The organism is Rhizobium sp. 01T444, assembly GCF_056398305.1.
In genome coordinates this window covers 1-18006 of the sequence record NZ_JBFTPD010000006.1, presented here as the reverse complement: position 1 = coordinate 18006, position 18006 = coordinate 1, and the positions used below count along the sequence as shown (strand labels likewise).

Below are 18006 nucleotides of genomic sequence, written 5' to 3'. Positions count from 1 at the left end.
CCTCATCGGTATCGTCCCGAGATTGCCCAGGGCCGGCCCGAGAACCGGCCCCGTCAAAACCTCTTACTGCTGCTCGTCGAAGGGCGGGTAGCCGGCGTTGTCCTCGATATCCTCGTCGATCTTCTTGGCAGCCGCCGTCAGCGCCTCCTGCGCGTGACCACCGTTGAAGATCTTGTCGACGGCCTGCATGAAGGCCGAGGTGATCGTCGGATAGGCCGGGTGCGGCGGACGGGCGATCGCGGTCTTGGAAGCCTGCTCAAAAGCGATGGCGAGCGGACCGCCTTCCGCATAGAGCGGGGATGCGGCGGCGAAGCTCTTCAGGCCCGGATAGGCGGACTGGGTTTTGGCGTACTCCCGGTACTCCTTGTCCTTCAGCAGGAAGCTCAGGAACTTGCCGGCGATCTCAGGGTTTTTCGAGGTTGCAGAAATGCCCCAGATCCAGGTTCCGTTCGGGCTCACGCCCTTGTCGCCGATCTTCGGCAGCGGCATGACGACGATATTGTCCTTCATCGCTGCCGATGCCTCGGCGTAGAACCAGTGGCCGCCCATGGCGAGCGCGGCCGGCTGTCCCTCGGCGTAGAACTGGTTGGTGCCCGACGACGTCGGTACGACCCAGCCCTTCTTCACCCAGTCCTGCATCATCGTCAGCGCCTTGACGCAGGCCTCGCCATCGAGCGTGCCGCTGGCCTTCCAGGTCTTGCGGTCGATCAGGTCGCAGCCGGCGCTTTCGAGCAGAGGGCCGTAGGCATAGGTGATCCACTCCGTCTTGATGCCGTAACCTCGGAAGGTGTCGATCGGCCACTTCACGCCTTCGAGCTTGGAAAGCTTCTCGAGATAGCCTTCGAATTCCTCGCGGGTCCAGGCATCGTCGACCGATTTCGGAATGCGGGCACCAATGGCTTCTAGATATTTCTTGTTGCCGTAGAGCACGACTGATGAGTCGGTGAGGCCGAGCGCATAGAGGTCCTTGTCGATCGGATAGGTGCCCTGGGCGATATTCGAATCCGTCATGTCATCGAGCAGATCCTTGTCAATGAGCGGCTTGACGGGCTGCAGATAGCCGGACCAGACATAGTTGGCGAGGAACGGAGCATCGAGCTCCATGATATCGGGCAGCTGTTTGGCCATGACGGCGGCGCTGAACTTTTCGTTATAGGCATCGTGCGGCGCGTAGATCATCTCGATGTCGACATCGGGATTGGCGGCCTCGAAGCGGGCGGCAACGTCGCCATAGGCCTTCACCCAGCCGGGATCGCCTTGGTGCATAACGTGGATGACGGTCTTTGCCTCGGCAAAGGCGGCGGTTGCGACTAGCGCGGCGGACGCGAAGAGCGCGGGAAGTAAACGATTACCCATCGAAGTCTTCATTGATATTCTCCTCCAGTTAGACACTATTCGATATTCAGACGGATGCCCGTTCGACCAGATGGAACGGTAGTTTCCGCAGATGCGGCGGTTCGGGCTGCTCGGCTAGGAGGATCTCCATGGCAAGGCGGCCCATGGCGCGGTGCGGCAGGGCCATCGTCGTCAACGGCGGGTCCAGCCGCGAGGCAAGCTCGACCTGGTTGTCGAAGCTTGCCACCGCGATATCATCCGGAATGCGAAGGCCGGCACGGGCAAGCGCCGCATAGACTTCCATCGCCACGCGGTCATTGCCGCACAGGATGGCGTCCGGCCGTTGACCGGATTTCAAAAGCGCCTCCACATGAGAGGCAACAAGGCTTGGCGCGCGGTCGCTGTAGACGCTGCGGCGCACTGCCGGCAACACGCCGACGGGGTCGATGCCCGCCTCCTCAAGCGCCGCACGAAACCCCATCTCGCGTAACGTGCCGGCGAGAATGCCCGGCAGGTTGATGAAGGCGATGCGACGGCGACCGGCGACGAGGAGATAACGCACGATCTCCCGCGCGCCGCCCTCTTCGTCCGGCACCAGCGCGGTGACGCGGCCGGCAGCCTCGCGGCAGTTGATCATGACGCCGACGGCGCCCGCCAACCTGTCCGGCAGGGCGACATCCTTGTGGTACATGGCGGCATAAGCAACGGCGCGCGGCCGGAATTGCTGCACCTCGTCGAGCACCGAGCCGATAGACTGGCCGCTGCGGTGGTTGACCGCAAACACCGCCATGCCGGCGCTGCGGGCCGCCCCGTCGAGGCCACGTACGATCTCGGTGGCGAAGGGCGAAGTGATGAGGCCGTCGGAGACGACGCCGACCAGCGGCAGCCAGCCCTGACGTACGCCACGCGCCGCCAGGTTGGTCACATAGCCGAATTCTTCCGCTATGGCCTTGATCTTCTGGCGCGTATCGTCCGACATGCGGGCGGAGCCGCCGTGCAATGCGCCCGAAACCGTCTTCACCGAGACGCCCGCACGTTCTGCGATGTCAGAAAGCGATACCGTCACGATCTTCGCTGTCCTCCTTGGGTGATCGATTACCCAAGTAGTGGCGGCGGAGGTATTTTGTCAAGCGGCTTATTAGACGCACTGTCACCAGTACAGGCTGTTGATTTGCGTTGAGAGCTGATGGAGTGGATGCCCCCTCCCGACGGCATCGCGATGTGCCAGAGTGATGTTCGCCAGAACGTCACTTAGAGGAGAGAGCATCCATGAAGTTTCTAACCATTGATCACGCTGTCCACTAGGCGCTATGCACGCCTTTCTCAGTTCGTCGGGTGAGAGCGCGCAGTCAGCTTGTTTCCGTCGGGATCGCGAAGATATGCGACGAATGCCCCGTTCGCACGCTCCGCAGGCGAGCTCTCGATTGCCGTGCCACCATGCGCGGTACCGGCGGCATGCCACGCTAGAACATGGTCGCGGCTCGCGGCGGCGATACCGATCGTCCCACCGTTGGCAGCAGTCGCCGGCTTACCGTCGATTGGTTTCGTGATCATCAGCCGGCCACCCTCGTGGGCGTAGATCAGTCGGCCTCTCGCATCCATTTCGCCGGGCTTGCCTCCCAAGGCAGCGAATGTGGCGTCGTAGAAACTTCTGGCGCGCTCCAAGTCGTTGCTGCCGATCATGACGTGCGTGAACATGCTCCATCTCCTGTAGTGTGCTTCTGTAACCGCAGTTCTTGACGTTTAACGGTCAAAGTTCCTTAAATATTTGGCTGGCGACGCGCCGAGCGCTTTCTTGAACATAGTGATGAACGCAGACACCGATTCATACCCGAGGTCGCCCGAAACCTGCTGCACCGTCGCACCCGCGGCAAGGCTTCGGATTGCGATGATCAATTGCAACTGCTGTCGCCAACGGCCGAAGGTCAAGCCGGTCTCCTGCTGAACAAGACGTGCGAGCGAATTCTCGCTCATTGCCACTCGCTTTGCCCATTGCGCCATCGTGCTTCGGTCAGACGGATCATCGACCAATGCCGATGCGATGCAGTCAAGGCGAGGCTCATCTGTCAGTGGTAGATGCAGATCCTCTACCGGCATCTGCGATAAAGCCGATAGAAGCAGCGTCGTGATTATATCAGCGTGGGCGTTCGCGACTGCGGACTGGTCCGCCATCTCAATGATGAGCTCTCTGACAAGCGGAGAAAGCGAAAGCGTGCAGCACCGGTTCGGCAGTTCGGCGGCGCCTGGCTCGATAAACAGAAAGAACAAACGTGCATTGGCGGTTGCCACATTACTGTGAGGCATGCCCCCAGGAACCCATACGCCACAGTGGGGCGGAACCATCCACATCCCGCTTGGAACGCGACATGTCACTCCTCCCCGCAACGCCATGACGAGCTGCCCCTTTCGATGACGATGTTCAGGGGCTTCGCGTTCGTTCTGCGACACGTCGATCCTCACCGCGCGCGCCAGCGCGTTGGAGTTTTCAAGATCATTGTCGAGGAGGGCTCCGGAAAGGGATACCCGCGGCAGGTGGGATTTAGTGATCATTTGAGAGGATATCTAAATTCCCCGGCAGGCTTTGTCGATAGAGTCATCCGAAAGAGTTCGGAGAATGACGATGGCAGTTCAAGATCATGACCATCAATGGTGGTCTGATGTTTTACCGACTGAAATTCGACTGTCTCAAAAGCGCGCTCGCAGCCTTTGCATCTTGCCTCCACAATGTGCGCGCGTCGGGTCCAGTCGCATAGCCAGTGCGCGAAAGGTTACGAAAGCCTTCATTGTGAGAGTCCGCGGGTTCTGTGGCCACCAGCCGCCAACCACTTCGGCTGTTTCGTGCCCCGACCCGCTCGAAGCTTATTTGCATGCATGCATCGCGGCCACGTTCTTTTGCTACGTCTCGCCTACAATCTACGGCCTTACCCCCTCACATGATGAACGAAACATCATGCAGAGAAACTCTGACCCAGGAGAGGATCTGTGAACGATCGATCGGTTGTTACCACCGGGAACGTGATTTTTTCATTGAAGACATTCCTGGCGGCCATGCTGGCCTACTTTATCGCGATCAGGTTCGATCTGCCCCGGCCCTTCTGGGCAGTGGCAACCGTCTACATCGTCGCTCATCCGCTTTCGGGTGCGATCTCATCGAAATCGCGCTATCGACTGCTGGGAACCCTGATCGGTGGCGGCGCGAGCATCGTTCTGGTTCCGAACCTTGTGAACGAGCCTATACTGCTTTCCGCAGCGATCATAGTGTGGGTTTCGGCATGCACTTTCCTTAGCCTTCTCGATCGAACGCCTCGCAGCTACGTTTCCCTGCTCGCCGGCTACACGGTGCTTCTTGCGGGATTGCCACTGGTCACGGCGCCAGCAAACACGTTCGAAACTGTTGTCTCCCGCGTCGAGGAGATCGGACTTGCGATCCTATGCGCCTCGATCGTCAGCCACGTTGTTCTTCCAGTCCATGTGGGGACGGCACTCCTCGGGCGGATCGATGCCTGGATGGCAAGGGCGCAGAACCTCCTTGCAGCAACGGCAACTGCCGAGGCGGACGAAACCCGAAACAGAATAGAACGACACGCTTTGGCGGCGGACGCGGCCGACCTCCGGTCGTTCACGGTCCACCTTCAATATGATGGATCGAGATATCAAGGTGCAGTTTCGCTGGCGAGGTCACTGCAGCACCGCATGGTGTCCTTCCTTCCGTTGCTGAGCGAAGTCGAGGATCTGCGGCGAGCACTGGCCAAGCTTAACACCCCCGGCTCTGAGGAAGCTATAGCAATGATTGCAAGATTGGGATCGTGTTCAACAAGCTCCTCCGAGATCTTCAAGATCAAAACTGATGCGCTCGCCCGTTCCAAAGCGCCTCGTTCCTGGGAGGAGCTCCTTCTTGCCAATGCGGCCCGGTCCCTGCGGGATGTGCTTCAGGTTTCTAGCGAGTGTGGCTCTCTGCGGGAAGCCTTGAACGAAGAGAACACATCGAGAGCGGCTCGTCGCTTAGCGGCTCCAAAGAATATGCCAGCCCCGCACCGTGATATCGGCATGGCATTGCTGTCGGCGGTGGCGGTTGCGATCTGCCTCGCGACAACGACCTTCTTCTGGATTGCGAGCGGCTGCACTGACGGAATGACATTTGCCCAGATTTCGGGCGTGCTTTGTTGCCTTCTTGCGACAATGGACGATCCGGTGCCAGCAATGCGCAAATTTGTGGACGTCACGATCGGTTCCGTCATCGCAGCGTTCATCTACGGCTTCGCGATCCTTCCGATGATCGACGGTTTCGTGCCGCTCGTCGCTGCCCTCGGGCTGTTCCTGATCCCTGCCGGGATGTGCCTCGCTGTGCCTTCGCTCGCGATCATCGGCATGGGGCTGTGCATAAACTTTCCCCTTCTTCTCACCCTCCAGGCACACCAGAGCAGCGACTTCGCCACGTTTGCAAACACGGGGATCGCGACCATTCTTGCAATGGTTTGGACGATCGTGGTCTGCGGCATCTTCCGATCTGTCAAAGTGGAGACAAATGCGAGGAGGCTTTTTTCCGGGGCTCAGAAGCATGTCGCCCGGATCGCGGCCGGCCGACATGCCGACGCGCATATCACGCACCATCGCGTCATCGATGTGGCCGGCCTGTTTGCCGCCAGGGCGGCGAGACTTCCTCCGACCTCCGAAGTCTCCGATGTCGACCTCATAAGGGATTTGCGCGCGGGACTTCATATGACAGCGATGCGAGAGCTCGCTGATGAAGGATCGACGCCTGTTCGCTTCAGGGTTGAACCAGTCTTCTCAAGGTTGGAATTCTTGTATCAGCTTGCGCCCGCTGCGCGTGGCGAAGCCTTGGAAAATATCCTCGCAATACTGGACGACCTTATCCATTCGACTGCGGACGGGGTCACGACGGACGCCGACACGGAACTTGTGGTGCACGCTGCCGCTCTCCGTCTCTGCCTCGCGCCGGAGGCTGATCCTCCGAGTTCGATAACACCTCCATCGAGGAAGAGCGCCGCGTGATTGGACAATTCGACCTCTACGGTGTCTTCCTGCCATGGTTCTCGGCCCTTGCCCTGTGCGCATACGGTCTGTTCCGCATACTCACATCAGTTCTCGCCTGGCTCGGGTTTTATCAAGCGATCTGGCATCGCTCCCTGTTCAACCTCGCGCTCTATATCACGCTCCTCGGCGGACTTTCCGCCACTATCAACTGGTTTCAAGGATGAAAAACCTCGTTTTCACTTCAGGTCGAGCTCTATTGACCCTTTCTATGGTCGGCTGCGCAGCAGTTCTGAGCTGGCACCTATGGTCTTTCTATATGGAAGCGCCGTGGACACGGGACGCTCATGTCCGCGCCGACATCGTGCGACTGGCATCAGACGTCGCGGGCCCCATCACAGAGGTTTTGGTCTCGGACAACGCCCAGGTGGAGAAAGGAACGCCGCTGTTTCGCATCGAAGCAGGCCGCTTCGAGCTTGTGCTGCGCGAGGCAGAGGCCCAGGTTCAGAGCACGAGGGCAGCGGCAGAGCTGGCGAGGACCGATTTCGAACGATATCAACTTCTCGCATCTAAAGAAGCAGCCAGTCTAAAGGAGCGCCAGCATGCAGAAAGCCAGATGCATCAGGCAGAGGCAGCATACCAGTCGGCGCTTGCCGCTCGAGATTTAGCAGAGCTGAACCTCGAGCGGACAACCGTGAAGGCGCCGGCATCTGGGACGGTCACGAACTTCTCTCTCCGCAGCGGGAACTATGTCTCTGCGGGAAATGCGGTTGGCGTGCTGGTGGAGAAAGAATCCATCTACGTCGCAGGATATTTTGAAGAGACAAAGCTTCCCCGAATCCATGTCAATGATCCGGTACGAGTCGAGATTATGGGTGAGGCGGAAGCAATAACCGGTCATGTCGCGAGTATCGCCGCCGGCATAGAGGATCGGGAGCGAAGCGATTCTGCGGGCTCTTTTGCGAGCGTGGCACCGACATTCTCCTGGGTCCGTCTCGCCCAGAGAATTCCGGTACGGATCGAGATCGATCATGTCCCGAATGCAGTTCGGCTGATTGCTGGGAGGACCGCGACAGTTTCTGTTGAACCGAGGGGAAACTAAGATGTGAACAAATCTCATGCTCTGGAAAGCATAAATCAGCGCGCTCGGGTTCACGCGGCTTCATCGTTTGAATCCCTGCCAAAGCGAGAATTGACAGGCCACAGCGGTGCCGGCCAGACTATGTCTGATTTCAGACATCCGCAACCATGGCTTCTATGACCGTGTTAGCCTTCAGAGCACACGGCTGCAACGTCTGCAGTTGTTGGAATCGAACCGAGGCACGTTAGATTCGATAGCGAGTTGAAAATTGCAATCACTTTATACAAGCGTGACGTTGGCTGCGGCGTTAGCTGCTATTATGACCCGATCCGTTGGAACGACCGCAGTCCTGTGTCGAAAGTAACCTCAAATTTCTTGGCACCGCCGAGGGATGTGGCTGAGAATATGAAGGTTCTTGAGCGAGAAACTCGGAGCTTGGCCGCCGCTTCAATCGGTGATTTCCTTCGTCGGCGAGCACTGTAGCCTCGGTATTGTTACTAGGCAGGCCTCGATGAGATCCGCGGAACGAGGAGCTAATCACATCCGCGCACTGTGAGGTGCACTGAGGTCGACGGCGTGGCTCGTCCCGAGATTTCGTCCCGTGGGTTCATCGTTTGCTTTTGCACCTTGCATCTGCCGGCCGACGCCGGTCAGATCAGTTCTATCGGCCCGCTACTCCTCAACCCTGCAATGCATTCAAGGTTGGATCTGGAGAATCGTAGATCCCGCCTTTGGTGAGAAGATGGCGCGACCGCAGCCACTTTGAATGGGCGCCTGGCAAGTAGCGCTTTCAGCCAAGGCCGTGCTTTCTCATTATTACGCGCGATCCGAAGAACTGATGTTGCTCCGAGGACAAGAAGAACACGGAGCTCGCGGTTGCCCATTTTTTGAGATCCTGCCCAATCGTTCTTTGCCCCCGCTGGAGTGAGGCCCCGGGGGGTCAGTCCTACCCAAGCGGCGAAGTGGCGTTGTCTTCAGCCAGATTGCTGAGGTGGCGAGGGCCGGCGCGGAACAGCAAGAGAAAGGGAGGAGAGAACGATCACGCTTGATAATAGTTGATAAACAGCATATATCTTGTCTCCATCAAACCGATGGAGAACAGAATGATTAGTGCCGATCTGGGAAAGCAGCTCGAAACCTATATCCAGCAACTTGTCGACACAGGTCGCTATGGCTCGAAAAGCGAAGTCCTCCGCGAAGGTGTTCGACTAGTTCAGGACCGGGAGACCAGGCTTGCGGCACTGGATGCTTCCATCATGCGCGGCATTGCCGATGCCGAGGCGGGCCGGACTAAGCCGGCGAGCGATGTCTTCGGCCGGCTCGAGTCAAAGTACAGTTTGATGACTGATCAAGCCGAAAAATCGGCATGATCCTCGAATTTTCCGATGAGGCGGAGAACGATCTTGAGCAGATCGCCGATTACATCGCATGGGACAATCCACGCCGCGCCCTTTCATTCGTCCGGGAGCTCCGCAGCAAGTGTGAAGACCTCATCGACAGCCCTGCTGGTTTCCCCCTCGTTCCCCGCTACGAGCATCATGACATCCGCCGACGCGTTCATGGCAACTATCTGATCTTCTACCGCGTGGAGAAAGCTAAGGTGATCATCATCCATGTCCTGCACGGTGCAACGAACTATGGCGCAATCCTGTTCGGCGAATAAATTAATGGGTTTATCTGGGCCGACCTCGCGCACTAAAGCCGAGCTTAACGGTTTTGAAGAGATACGAACCGGCGACCTTGTTTTTGCGCACTCTGTGCGCAGCATATTTCTTCGGCGATCAGGGACGTGGGCTGCAGTAACGCAAATGCTCGAAACAGAATTAGAATTCTCTCCTGCCTCGAAAGTTGGAATGTTACGCGCTCTTATGAGTTTACCAGACTTGTTTAGGCCGGCTAGCGTAATGGAAAATGAAAGTGATGTTGGCATTCCAATCGCTGACGCGAACCAGTTCCTCAACACTTCGAAACCCGGGAGACCGGTTCTATGCTCCGTGCCGCCAGCGGAACATTCAGCACAAGCTTGGCAGGCAGCCGCCCAATCCGATGCAACGCCTTTTTCGATGTCTTCTACGTGACCGGCTGGGGCTTGGTCGGCGCCGACGGCGCAGATCGCAACTGGGATGTCTCCCTGGCGCTTGGCTCCAAATTCACGGATACGACCTCGGCGGTCGCCGGCTACCGCGCGGTCGGCATGAACTACAACAAGGACGGGTTTGTCTTCGACGTCGTCGAGCAGGGACCGATCATCGTGTCGTTTCACTTCAAGGCCACAGTCAAGCGATCAGCAGCAATCAAACCGGCTTCTCGCGTCAACGTGGAAACGAATTTGCGGCGGGCCTTATAGTCCGACTTCTCGCCCTTGAACGTTTCGACCCGCTCCGAAATCAACGGATCGTCGGCAGGCCCGACATACCGGCGCTTCTGCCCGCCCTCACCATCGGGTTGGTCGAAATACCAATAACGCCGACCATCAACTGCCACCGGCACGAATCTACCCGACGGGGGGAAGTCCTCCGCCCAATCGTCGTCGAATGCCCGTTGCTGAAGTTCACCGACCATGGTCCGGAACATGAGGTCAATTTGCTTGATCACGGCGGCTTCTATATCGTTTCCACAAATCCAGTATAGACGATATCCGTTATCAAGTTGTGGCAACCCGCTTCAACGGGACAAGTTCCTTGTTGAGTCGATTGGAGATCTTCAGAAGCGTCGCGCGCATCCGCTCGACGTGCTCCAGACGAAGAAGCGCCTGAACTTCCTTGCCGCAGGAGGTTCTGATGACCTCGATTGACGATGTCACAAAAGCACCTGGTGAATGGGGTATGAAAAACTTCGATGGCGATGCGCAATGAGACGCGTTGAAACGGCTTGTGATTAGCGATGCGATGCTCATGGACCGGCTCACATATGAGGCGCTGTCCGCGGTAGGGCCTTTGCGAACCGGTCTATTTGCTGACCTATTAACGAGATCCCGAAGTATGTATTTTCATCAACCTTGCCGAGCTCTCCTGGCAAAATGCTTCAGTGGTTAAGGGGGACCCGATCAGGCCACCAGAGAGTTGAAGGCGGTTGGCGTCGGTGATCTAACGATTTTCGGATTTGGGCAGCTGGCGCGGGCACTATTTGGCGGATCTCCTTGATGAGGTGCGCATCGCGATCAACCCTGTCCTAGTCGGCACGGGGGAAGGCCTGGGCTTTCTTCCTTTCAGAAAAGACATGAGGTTGGTCTCGTGCGAGATATTGCCGACCGGGGTCGTGGTAGTGGCGTACCGACCAGCTGCTTGGCGTTGAGCCCTAGCAGCGGGTATCTGCGAAGATTCCCGCTGCTAGGAAGGCTATTCGGCTGCGACCGCTCTAGGTGCGGCAAGGATGGCTGGTGCAATCACGTTTTCGATGAACCTATCGATCGATTGCGGCAGGACGCGAGATCCTGGCCGCCCACTTTCGCGAACCGGTCCGTGGCTGAACGTCTCCCATGCTTCGTTCATCAAGATCGAGAAGTCTCGACCAATTCCAGCTTCCATCATTCTTGCCACATCGTCCTCACTGGACCACGGTGCGACCGGAAAGGCACGACCAATAGCGCCAGAAATGATGTCTGCGATCTTGGTGGTAGTGAGACCTGGCTGACCGTGAAGTTCCACGACTTGCTTGCCTCCAAAATCGAGCGCCACAAGCCGCTCTACCGCTACATCGGCGACGTCGGCCGTCCCGCCCATATCAATCAAAGAGTCCGGTGCGATAGGCCACGTGAGCGCCCCAACTGTCGTCATTGTTGGCAGAAAATAGAAGAGGTCTTCAAAAAACATTGGCGAGCGCAAATTAAGGAGGTTGAGGCCAGGCACGGCGTTCAGCCGCTGCTCGACATCTCCGTGAATTAGAACGAGGCCTCGATAACGGTCGTCATGCGCACCGAGTGAACTGACAAAAACAGCAGATCTCAGTCCGGTCTCGCCGGCGGCGATCGCGTAATTTTCCCCCGCAAGGAAAAAGTCTCGCCGGTAGTCTCGAGCGTTCATGCTACCTTTGCAAATGAGCAGAGCGGCATCGATATCTTGGAAGGCCTCCCTCACCGCTCCCAGATCATGCATGTCGCCGACAACCGCTGTAGCGCCAATATCGATCAAGGCTTGCAGGCGGTCCCGGTTCCTGGCGAAGACCCTCACATCATGGCCTCGTTTCAAGAGCTCGCTGGCAGCTCGGCGGCCGACATTGCCAGTTGCACAGGTAACTAAATAGTGGCGCTTCAGGTTCGTCATTGGAATTCTCCGTTAGTAGCGAAGACGCCTTCGCGGCTGTGTTGCGGCGTGCTTATGCCGTACGCTGACTATGACGTTGCGGACCTCACAAAGGATCCGGTTCCTCAATCTCTTTTCATGCCGGGCCCGGCCGTGCTTTACACAGCGGCGCACACGGTAGCAGGGGGCGACAGGCGGTAGCTCACCAACCTCGCAGTCATCAGGACCAGCGGCTCGCTATCGCGCTGAGTTGACACGCCACCGCGGACCCTCCCATCTTCGGCACAATCTGAAAGTGCAGCGAATCCTTTCGCCGGCGTGGATCGTCTTAATGGAAGGAGCAGACGCAACGACTGCAGCCAGCGGTGCAGGTCATGTGACCGGTCCGCTGCCATAGGAGAGCGATATGATGTACGTCACGTACAGCACAAAACCGGAGTATACCCACGAAAACACCCGGCTGATCCGCGCCGTATTCGAAGAATTGCGGATAATGGCGCCGAGTGGAGTTGGCTATATGGTCCTGCGCCACGGAGAAGGACGTTTCGTCCACATCGTTGAACAAAATGAGGGCGGGCCAAGCCTCTCAGACCTTCAGGCATTTCGCGCGTTTCAAAAGGATGCCGGTGAGCGAATTCAGGGGCGGCCGTCAGCCAATGAAGTCGAGGTTGTGGGCACCTACGGCTTTGGATTCGATATGGCGCAAAACCGGACTTGAAGATGACATCAACCATCCCTGAAGACACTCAAGACCGCCAATTATTCGAGAAACGCTTGGGCGATCTACGCCCCAAGGTTCATCGTTACTGCGCCCGGATGGTAGGATCTGCAATCGATGGCGAAGACATCGTTCAAGAAGTCCTCGTTAAAGCCATTGAGGCCCGGGTGGAGAAGCGAATCCTCGACCTTGAGAGCTGGCTTTTTCGGGTGGCGCACAATGCTTCTGTTGATTTTATACGTCGCAGGCAGAGGCAGGATGTCCTGCGGTCTGAGGAAGACCCAAACATGGCTATCGACGATCGCGAGTTGGCAGATGCACGAGTTATCGCCTCGGCGGGGCTCAAAGCGTTCATGTACCTGCCAATTTCGCATCGCGGCTGCGTCATACTGATGGACGTGCTGGGTTACTCCCTGCGGGAAGTTTCCGAGATTACAGGATTGAGCATTCCAGCAGTAAAGGCAGCATTGCATCGCGGTCGGATCCGCATTCGCGAAGTCGCCAATGTGAACGCTGGGACATCGCCGACGGTCTTAAGTCAGGGTGATTTGAGGCGACTTGCGAAGTATGTCGATCGCTTCAACGCCAGAGACTTTGACGCAGTGCGAGACATGCTTGCGGACGATGTTCGGCTTGAACTCGTGTCGCGAGTCCGAATGGAGGGGCGCCAGGAGGTCTCGCGCTACTTCAAAAACTATTCGGGCATATACGATTGGCATCTCGTTCCTGGTCTGGTGGATCGTCGGCCAGCAATTCTGGTGTTCAACCCGAACAGCGCAGGCGACGCGCCGACACACTTCGTGCTCCTCGACTGGAACGGTGACAACGTCGCTTCCATCCGCGATTTTAGGCATGCCCGTTATGTCGCCGAGTCAGCCGAAATGATTCCGTTCGGCTCGCCAACAGGATCTTCGTGATCGCTCATCTTGCTGAGGAGGCAGAGGCCGATCTGATGGCCGAAGCTCGGCAGGCGGGCCTCGCGGCCATTTGCGCCTCACGGCCCGGGGTTTCGGATCGAAAAGTCTCCTTCCCGGACTGGCCTCCTACCTTGAACGTCCCGAACGTGAATTTCGGCGTCGAACTCGCGGGCACGACGGTCGATATCGATTTTACCGGTTTCGATGCCGCCGCCGGACTTCGCAGACCAACGATTGAGGACTTTATCGCAGGGCCACTTAAGTCCTACGGGTTGGGGATCCGTGGAGCACCGTCTTATCGCTGACGGCAAGGCTCTGTTGGCGTCAAGTGCGGGATGCGAGCAGTTCCTGTAATCTGCTTTTATCGGTCACGCCGATCTGAAACCATTTGAGCAGTTCGCGCGCGACATCCCGCCCCTCCTCGCTGTCCAGTTCGATCTCCTTCGTCAAGCAGTAGTCCTTGACCAGGTTTTGCATCACGGAAACGTCGTCTGGCCCAAGGGACGGCGGTCCAATTCCGAATGCGCTGAACATAGCGTCCTCCATCCTTCGACATAAAGCGATCCTAACCCAATCCAGTACCTTTTCAATTGAGGGGATGATCTTCGCGCGCGTTTGGGGTTAGAAGGCTTCATATCCTGCGTCACGTATCGAGTCCGTCATGCCAAGCCGTTATCGCTATTCCAAGCTCCTTCGCCGTTCCCGCGTGATCTGGGGTTCGTTTTCGCTCTGGAAGCCGAGGATGGTGTTCTGGTGCGGGGCGCTCGCGATTGGCGTGATAAGCGTCGGCTTCGCCAAGCTTGCCGATCTGGCGCAGAAGGCATTCGGATCCCTCACCTCTTCCGGTGAATGGGCGTTTCTGCTGCCACTGGTGCTGACACCCGCGGGCTTCATCCTGTCGGCCTATCTGGCGGCGACGCTGTTTCCGAATTCGGGAGGTAGCGGCATTCCGCAGGCAATCGCCGCCCGGCACTTGCACGACGCAGAAGACCGGACTCGGCTGCTGTCGCTGAAGATCGCCTTCGGCAAGATCGTGCTGACGGTGCTCGGACTGTTTTCCGGCGCCTCGATCGGCCGCGAGGGGCCGACGGTGCAGGTCGGCGCCTCGATCATGCTTGCCGTCGCCCGCTTTGGCGGCATGGCGCAGGCACGCGGGTTGATCCTGGCTGGTTCGGCGGCGGGTATCGCTGCCGCCTTCAACACGCCGCTTGCCGGTATCGTCTTTGCGATCGAGGAAATGAGCCGCACCTATGAATCGCGCGCCAACGGGCTGGTGCTGACAGCCGTGATCCTGTCGGGCCTGGCGGCGCTCGGGCTTTCCGGCAGCTACAATTATTTCGGCATGGCGTCTGCTGCCCCAACCGAGCTTCGCGACTGGGGACTGGTCCTGATCTGCGGTGTCGGCGGCGGCGCTCTTGGTGCCGCCTTCAGCGGCTTTGCACTGCATTTCGGCCAGAAGATCCGCCGCTGGGCGCAACCGCAACCACTCAAACGCATGCTGGCGCTTGCGGGCGTGTGCGGGCTGGCAATCGCGGTCATCGGCGTCGCATCCGGCGGCACGACCTTCGGCACCGGTTATGAGCAGGCGCGCGGCGCCGTCGAAGGCAACGCCCTGCCCCTGCTGTTCTTCCTCGAGAAGCTTGCAGCCAGCTTCCTGTCGATGCTCTCAGGCATTCCTGGCGGCATCTTTGCGCCGTCGCTCGCCGTCGGCGCCGGTTTCGGCAGCACCGTCGGGTCTCTGCTCGGCACCAGCATCGCGCTGGCAGCGATCCTTGGCATGGCGGGCTACTTCGCGGGCGTCGTACAGGCACCGATGACGGCATTCGTCATCATCCTGGAAATGACCGGCGACCATCAGGCCGTCATCCCGATCATGGCGGTGTCGATGATCGGCTATGTAACCTCGCGCATCCTTTCACGCGAGCCGCTCTATCACGGCCTGTCGCGCGTCTTCATCGCGGCGGCGATCCGGGCGCGCCGCGCGGCGGAGAAGGAACCGGAATCAACTCGAACTTGACCAAGAGCGCCAACGACAATGGGCGATTATCTTACTGACCGGTATTCACCGCTATTACTCTCAACGGAAATTATGCGACTAACCGGCACGGTTGTGCGTGGAAACCAGCAGATCAGAATCGCGAGGTCGATAGCAGCGCTGTAGCAGTTGCTCACATTGGCGCAATAACCCTGTTGGACGGCATAACGGGCAGCGTTGGCTTCAATCAGTTTAACTTCTTCAAGATGAAGCTGTCGATTGAAGCTCTCTGCGTCGAGCGCAGTGGCCGCTCCCTGTTTGCCGCCGACTACGCCAAAAAGTCCCGGCGGCAAGCAGCAAAAAGCCCCGCATCACCTGCGAGGCTTTCTGACGGTTTTTCGCTGAGGCGAATTACAGACGATTCACGCGATACCGCTCGCGCTCGGCAGCGATCTGTTCGGCCGTGTAAGGGTCCGCCGTCTCGTCGAAACGGGTCCAGCCCTCCTCGGCATAGCGCGCCCGGCGCTCGGCGACGTTGACGCGCGGCGAGCTGTTGAGGATCGCCTCCGCCGATGCGGCTCGGCTCTCGTCGACACGAGCGGTTACGACCGATCCGCCGCGACGGATACCTTCGGCGTAGAAGTTGGCATCCTCTTCCGGCACACCGGATTCGACCATTGAACCGACGATACTGCCGACCGCGCCGCCGGCAACTGCGCCAGCCACAGCACCAGCCGCTGTCGCGACAAGCCAGCCAGCAGCAACGACCGGGCCGACGCCCGGAATCGCAAGCATGCCTAGCCCGGCCAGCAGTCCGCCGGCGCCGCCCGCGACAGCGCCAATGCCCGCACCGGTTCCGGCGCCTTCACCGGCGCGGTTGCCTTGTCCTTCGACATCGACACCGTTTTCCTTGTTGGTGACGATGCTGATGTCGTCCGAGGGAACGCCCGCATCCTCAAGTGCCGTTACGGCTGCCCTGGCGTCGTCGTAGCTATCGTAGAGTCCTGTAATGGTTCTCATGGGAATCCTCCTTGCTTATTTTACTTGGCGAGCGTGATGTTGCCCTGGAAGTCCAGCGCTACGTCGCCCGGCTTGCCATCCTTGGAAGCGGTCGCGCGCCAGACACCCTGGTCGTCGAGCTTAAGCCCGGTCACGTCCGTGTAGCCGGCATCTTCGAGACGAGACTTCGCCTGGGCTTCGGTGAAGCTGTTCTTGCCCGCGATCGGCGCGCCGGGGTTCTGTTCGGTGTTGACCGCAGGCGTGGTCTGCGAGGTCGTCGGCGTTTCGCTCTGGGCGAAGGCACCGGATGCGGCGAGGAGCACTCCCGCGCAGAGAATGGCGATTTTCTTCATTGGTATTTCCTCCTATTTGGATGAAGCGGAAACCCCCGCAAAACGCATAGGTTCCAACGATTTATTTGTGACGGTTGCTGTTGCAACCCACCGTTTCCGCACTATGACTTAGTCGCGTCGTACTCGAGCAGTTTGAAATCGTCGGCGCCAGAAGCGAGCACCATGATACGGCTGCCAGCTCTAATTAGTGCCTCATCAGTCAGCGACTCGACACGCGCGTCGCTCCCAGATCTCAAAAGATTCGGTTGGCCGCAGGTATTTGCTTGGCCGCGATGTCGACGGAAACCTCGATATCGCCAACAAGCGGGGCGTCGTCACGTGACGCGCCCTGATGGGAAGCGTCGCCGCCGGAGGCCCTCGATCCCGAGGTGTTCTCCCCCGCGGCCGATCGAACGAAGACGTCCGGCCTGGAAATGCCAAGCTGCTGCACGAGGTGCTCGACCGCGACGTCTCCAACCTCACGCGTTTGGAAGTTTGCGCGGATGGTGACCGTCCTCTCGTCTGCCATGATCGACCTCCCAGTGTTTCGATCAATACGAAACTCTCAGAGCGCGCCGTTGTTGCGTGTTTTTATGCTTTCCCACAGGAACCCGGTCTGATGATATCTTCAATCCGCGCTGTGACGTGGCAGCGTATGAAGGTCTTGCGCCCACGAAAGGTCCGACGCACACCAGAACTGAGCGCTCGGCTTGAGTTCGTGACGCTGGTTTATCGTTCCCAGTCGAATGCCGACCTGTTCGGCGTCTTCAAGCTCTCCAGTCGTGTAGATAGGCGACCCGCAGTTTGAGCAGAAATACTGCATTCGTCGACGGCCGTTGTCGGCGATCTTCACATACTCCTTCGGGTCGCCCGAGATGATATGGAAGTTCTCGCGCGGCGCACTCACAGTCACGCGATAGGCGGTACCCGTCAGCCTTTGGCAGTCCGCGCAGTGGCAGATCGTCACCTCGCCCGGATCGACATCCGCTTCGTATCGTACCAGTCCGCAGTGGCACGAGCCGTCGATGTGCATAAAAGTCCTCCTGTATAGATCGCTGGCGACATAGAGGTCGACAGTCAATTGTCGATATGCCCGACTTGATCATCCTTCGTTCGACCGGGATGCATCGCTTTTAGCTGTCTGCTGGTCGCTCATAGAATGGTAACGGGCCTGCGACTCTTCGGTTTCCATTTTCACGCGAAGGTCCTCTGAAGAAAAGCGAGTGCCTTCTGAGCCACCAGGACGCGGATGGTCGTTATTGCCCGCATAAGCAGGTTTAGGATCTCGGAAGTCGAGAGGCGATCGACCTCGTTGGCGGCCCGCACGAGTTCGGAAACAAAGGATGGAACACTCCAAGGAAACGATTTAGCCAGAGAGTTCAATCCTTAGCATGGACGCTGGGCAGTCTCGACTCT

Annotated in this window: 21 protein-coding genes and 1 pseudogene; 10 read left to right on the top strand and 12 right to left on the bottom strand. The window is 58.5% G+C overall.

The features are described from left to right. Nucleotides 1-63: 63 nt before the first annotated feature. From AC1DTN_RS11685 to AC1DTN_RS11670, 4 genes are all read right to left on the bottom strand, one after another. Nucleotides 64-1356, bottom strand: a complete 1293-nt coding sequence (locus AC1DTN_RS11685) for an ABC transporter substrate-binding protein (protein WP_477921192.1) — start codon at nt 1354-1356, stop codon at nt 64-66. A 46-nt stretch (nt 1357-1402) separates the two neighbouring features. After that, entirely contained in the window at nt 1403-2401 is a 999-nt protein-coding gene (locus AC1DTN_RS11680) for a LacI family DNA-binding transcriptional regulator (protein ID WP_477921021.1), read from the bottom strand. 257 nt (nt 2402-2658) lie between these two features. After that, entirely contained in the window at nt 2659-3033 is a 375-nt protein-coding gene (locus tag AC1DTN_RS11675) for a VOC family protein (RefSeq protein WP_477921020.1), read from the bottom strand. 45 nt (nt 3034-3078) lie between these two features. Continuing rightward, nucleotides 3079-3885 (bottom strand): AraC family transcriptional regulator, encoded by an 807-nt coding sequence (locus AC1DTN_RS11670; RefSeq protein ID WP_477921019.1) that lies wholly within the window; start codon nt 3883-3885, stop codon nt 3079-3081. A 432-nt stretch (nt 3886-4317) separates the two neighbouring features. On the opposite strand from AC1DTN_RS11670, the gene AC1DTN_RS11665 reads away from it, so the two are divergent. The 3 genes from AC1DTN_RS11665 to AC1DTN_RS11655 are packed head-to-tail and all read left to right on the top strand — an operon-like array spanning nt 4318 to nt 7429. After that, nucleotides 4318-6348, top strand: coding sequence for an FUSC family protein (locus AC1DTN_RS11665; protein WP_477921017.1), 2031 nt, complete (start codon nt 4318-4320; stop codon nt 6346-6348). Continuing rightward, nucleotides 6345-6554 (top strand): DUF1656 domain-containing protein, encoded by a 210-nt coding sequence (locus tag AC1DTN_RS11660; protein WP_477921016.1) that lies wholly within the window; start codon nt 6345-6347, stop codon nt 6552-6554. The genes AC1DTN_RS11665 and AC1DTN_RS11660 overlap by 4 nt, the downstream gene beginning before the upstream one ends. Next, nucleotides 6551-7429 (top strand): efflux RND transporter periplasmic adaptor subunit, encoded by an 879-nt coding sequence (locus tag AC1DTN_RS11655; protein WP_477921014.1) that lies wholly within the window; start codon nt 6551-6553, stop codon nt 7427-7429. Before AC1DTN_RS11660 ends, AC1DTN_RS11655 begins: the two co-directional genes overlap by 4 nt. 629 nt (nt 7430-8058) lie before the next feature. On the opposite strand, the gene AC1DTN_RS11650 is transcribed toward AC1DTN_RS11655, so the two are convergent. Then, on the bottom strand, nt 8059-8352 hold the full coding sequence (locus AC1DTN_RS11650; RefSeq protein WP_477921190.1) for a hypothetical protein: 294 nt from the start codon (nt 8350-8352) through the stop codon (nt 8059-8061). Nucleotides 8353-8511: 159 nt separating this feature from the next. Between AC1DTN_RS11650 and AC1DTN_RS11645 the strand changes: the two genes are divergently transcribed. From AC1DTN_RS11645 to AC1DTN_RS11635, 3 genes and pseudogenes are all read left to right on the top strand, one after another. Next, a complete protein-coding gene (locus AC1DTN_RS11645) occupies nt 8512-8778 on the top strand; it encodes a type II toxin-antitoxin system ParD family antitoxin (protein ID WP_477921012.1) in 267 nt (88 codons plus the stop codon). Next, nucleotides 8775-9071 carry a type II toxin-antitoxin system RelE/ParE family toxin gene (locus AC1DTN_RS11640; RefSeq protein ID WP_477921011.1) on the top strand — a complete coding sequence of 99 codons (297 nt, stop codon included), beginning with the start codon at nt 8775-8777 and terminating at the stop codon, nt 9069-9071. The genes AC1DTN_RS11645 and AC1DTN_RS11640 overlap by 4 nt, the downstream gene beginning before the upstream one ends. A gap of 339 nt (nt 9072-9410) precedes the next feature. Further along, nucleotides 9411-9674 (top strand): annotated as a pseudogene (locus AC1DTN_RS11635) (hypothetical protein); the annotation flags it as partial. A 378-nt stretch (nt 9675-10052) separates the two neighbouring features. Here AC1DTN_RS11635 and AC1DTN_RS11630 read toward each other — a convergent pair. Both AC1DTN_RS11630 and AC1DTN_RS11625 read right to left on the bottom strand, forming a co-directional pair. Continuing rightward, nucleotides 10053-10304, bottom strand: a complete 252-nt coding sequence (locus tag AC1DTN_RS11630) for a hypothetical protein (RefSeq protein ID WP_477921009.1) — start codon at nt 10302-10304, stop codon at nt 10053-10055. Nucleotides 10305-10746: 442 nt separating this feature from the next. Beyond that, nucleotides 10747-11670, bottom strand: a complete 924-nt coding sequence (locus AC1DTN_RS11625; protein WP_477921007.1) for an NAD(P)H-binding protein — start codon at nt 11668-11670, stop codon at nt 10747-10749. 385 nt (nt 11671-12055) lie between these two features. On the opposite strand from AC1DTN_RS11625, the gene AC1DTN_RS11620 reads away from it, so the two are divergent. From AC1DTN_RS11620 to AC1DTN_RS11610, 3 genes are read left to right on the top strand one after another with little or no spacing between them, the layout of a single operon-like run. Then, nucleotides 12056-12367, top strand: coding sequence for a hypothetical protein (locus tag AC1DTN_RS11620; protein WP_477921005.1), 312 nt, complete (start codon nt 12056-12058; stop codon nt 12365-12367). Between the two features lie 2 nt (nt 12368-12369). After that, the gene (locus tag AC1DTN_RS11615; RefSeq protein ID WP_477921004.1) at nt 12370-13284 is read left to right on the top strand and encodes a sigma-70 family RNA polymerase sigma factor; all 915 of its coding nucleotides are present in this window, start codon (nt 12370-12372) and stop codon (nt 13282-13284) included. Continuing rightward, nucleotides 13281-13589 (top strand): hypothetical protein, encoded by a 309-nt coding sequence (locus tag AC1DTN_RS11610; RefSeq protein WP_477921003.1) that lies wholly within the window; start codon nt 13281-13283, stop codon nt 13587-13589. The genes AC1DTN_RS11615 and AC1DTN_RS11610 overlap by 4 nt, the downstream gene beginning before the upstream one ends. 19 nt (nt 13590-13608) lie before the next feature. Here the strand turns inward: AC1DTN_RS11610 and AC1DTN_RS11605 are convergent, their stop codons facing one another. After that, nucleotides 13609-13818 carry an acetyltransferase gene (locus AC1DTN_RS11605; RefSeq protein WP_477921002.1) on the bottom strand — a complete coding sequence of 70 codons (210 nt, stop codon included), beginning with the start codon at nt 13816-13818 and terminating at the stop codon, nt 13609-13611. Between the two features lie 127 nt (nt 13819-13945). On the opposite strand from AC1DTN_RS11605, the gene AC1DTN_RS11600 reads away from it, so the two are divergent. Continuing rightward, nucleotides 13946-15301 (top strand): chloride channel protein, encoded by a 1356-nt coding sequence (locus AC1DTN_RS11600; protein ID WP_477921000.1) that lies wholly within the window; start codon nt 13946-13948, stop codon nt 15299-15301. A 369-nt stretch (nt 15302-15670) separates the two neighbouring features. Here AC1DTN_RS11600 and AC1DTN_RS11595 read toward each other — a convergent pair whose 3' ends face one another. The 4 genes from AC1DTN_RS11595 to AC1DTN_RS11580 all read right to left on the bottom strand — a co-directional run bounded on the left by AC1DTN_RS11595 (nt 15671) and on the right by AC1DTN_RS11580 (nt 17623). Beyond that, a complete protein-coding gene (locus AC1DTN_RS11595) occupies nt 15671-16279 on the bottom strand; it encodes a general stress protein (protein WP_477920998.1) in 609 nt (202 codons plus the stop codon). 20 nt (nt 16280-16299) lie between these two features. After that, nucleotides 16300-16611, bottom strand: coding sequence for a PepSY domain-containing protein (locus AC1DTN_RS11590; RefSeq protein WP_477920996.1), 312 nt, complete (start codon nt 16609-16611; stop codon nt 16300-16302). 232 nt (nt 16612-16843) lie between these two features. Next, nucleotides 16844-17119: a hypothetical protein gene (locus AC1DTN_RS11585; RefSeq protein WP_477920995.1), complete on the bottom strand. Its 276-nt coding sequence runs from the start codon at nt 17117-17119 to the stop codon at nt 16844-16846. Between the two features lie 99 nt (nt 17120-17218). Beyond that, nucleotides 17219-17623 (bottom strand): GFA family protein, encoded by a 405-nt coding sequence (locus tag AC1DTN_RS11580; RefSeq protein ID WP_477920993.1) that lies wholly within the window; start codon nt 17621-17623, stop codon nt 17219-17221. Nucleotides 17624-18006 lie beyond the last annotated feature (383 nt).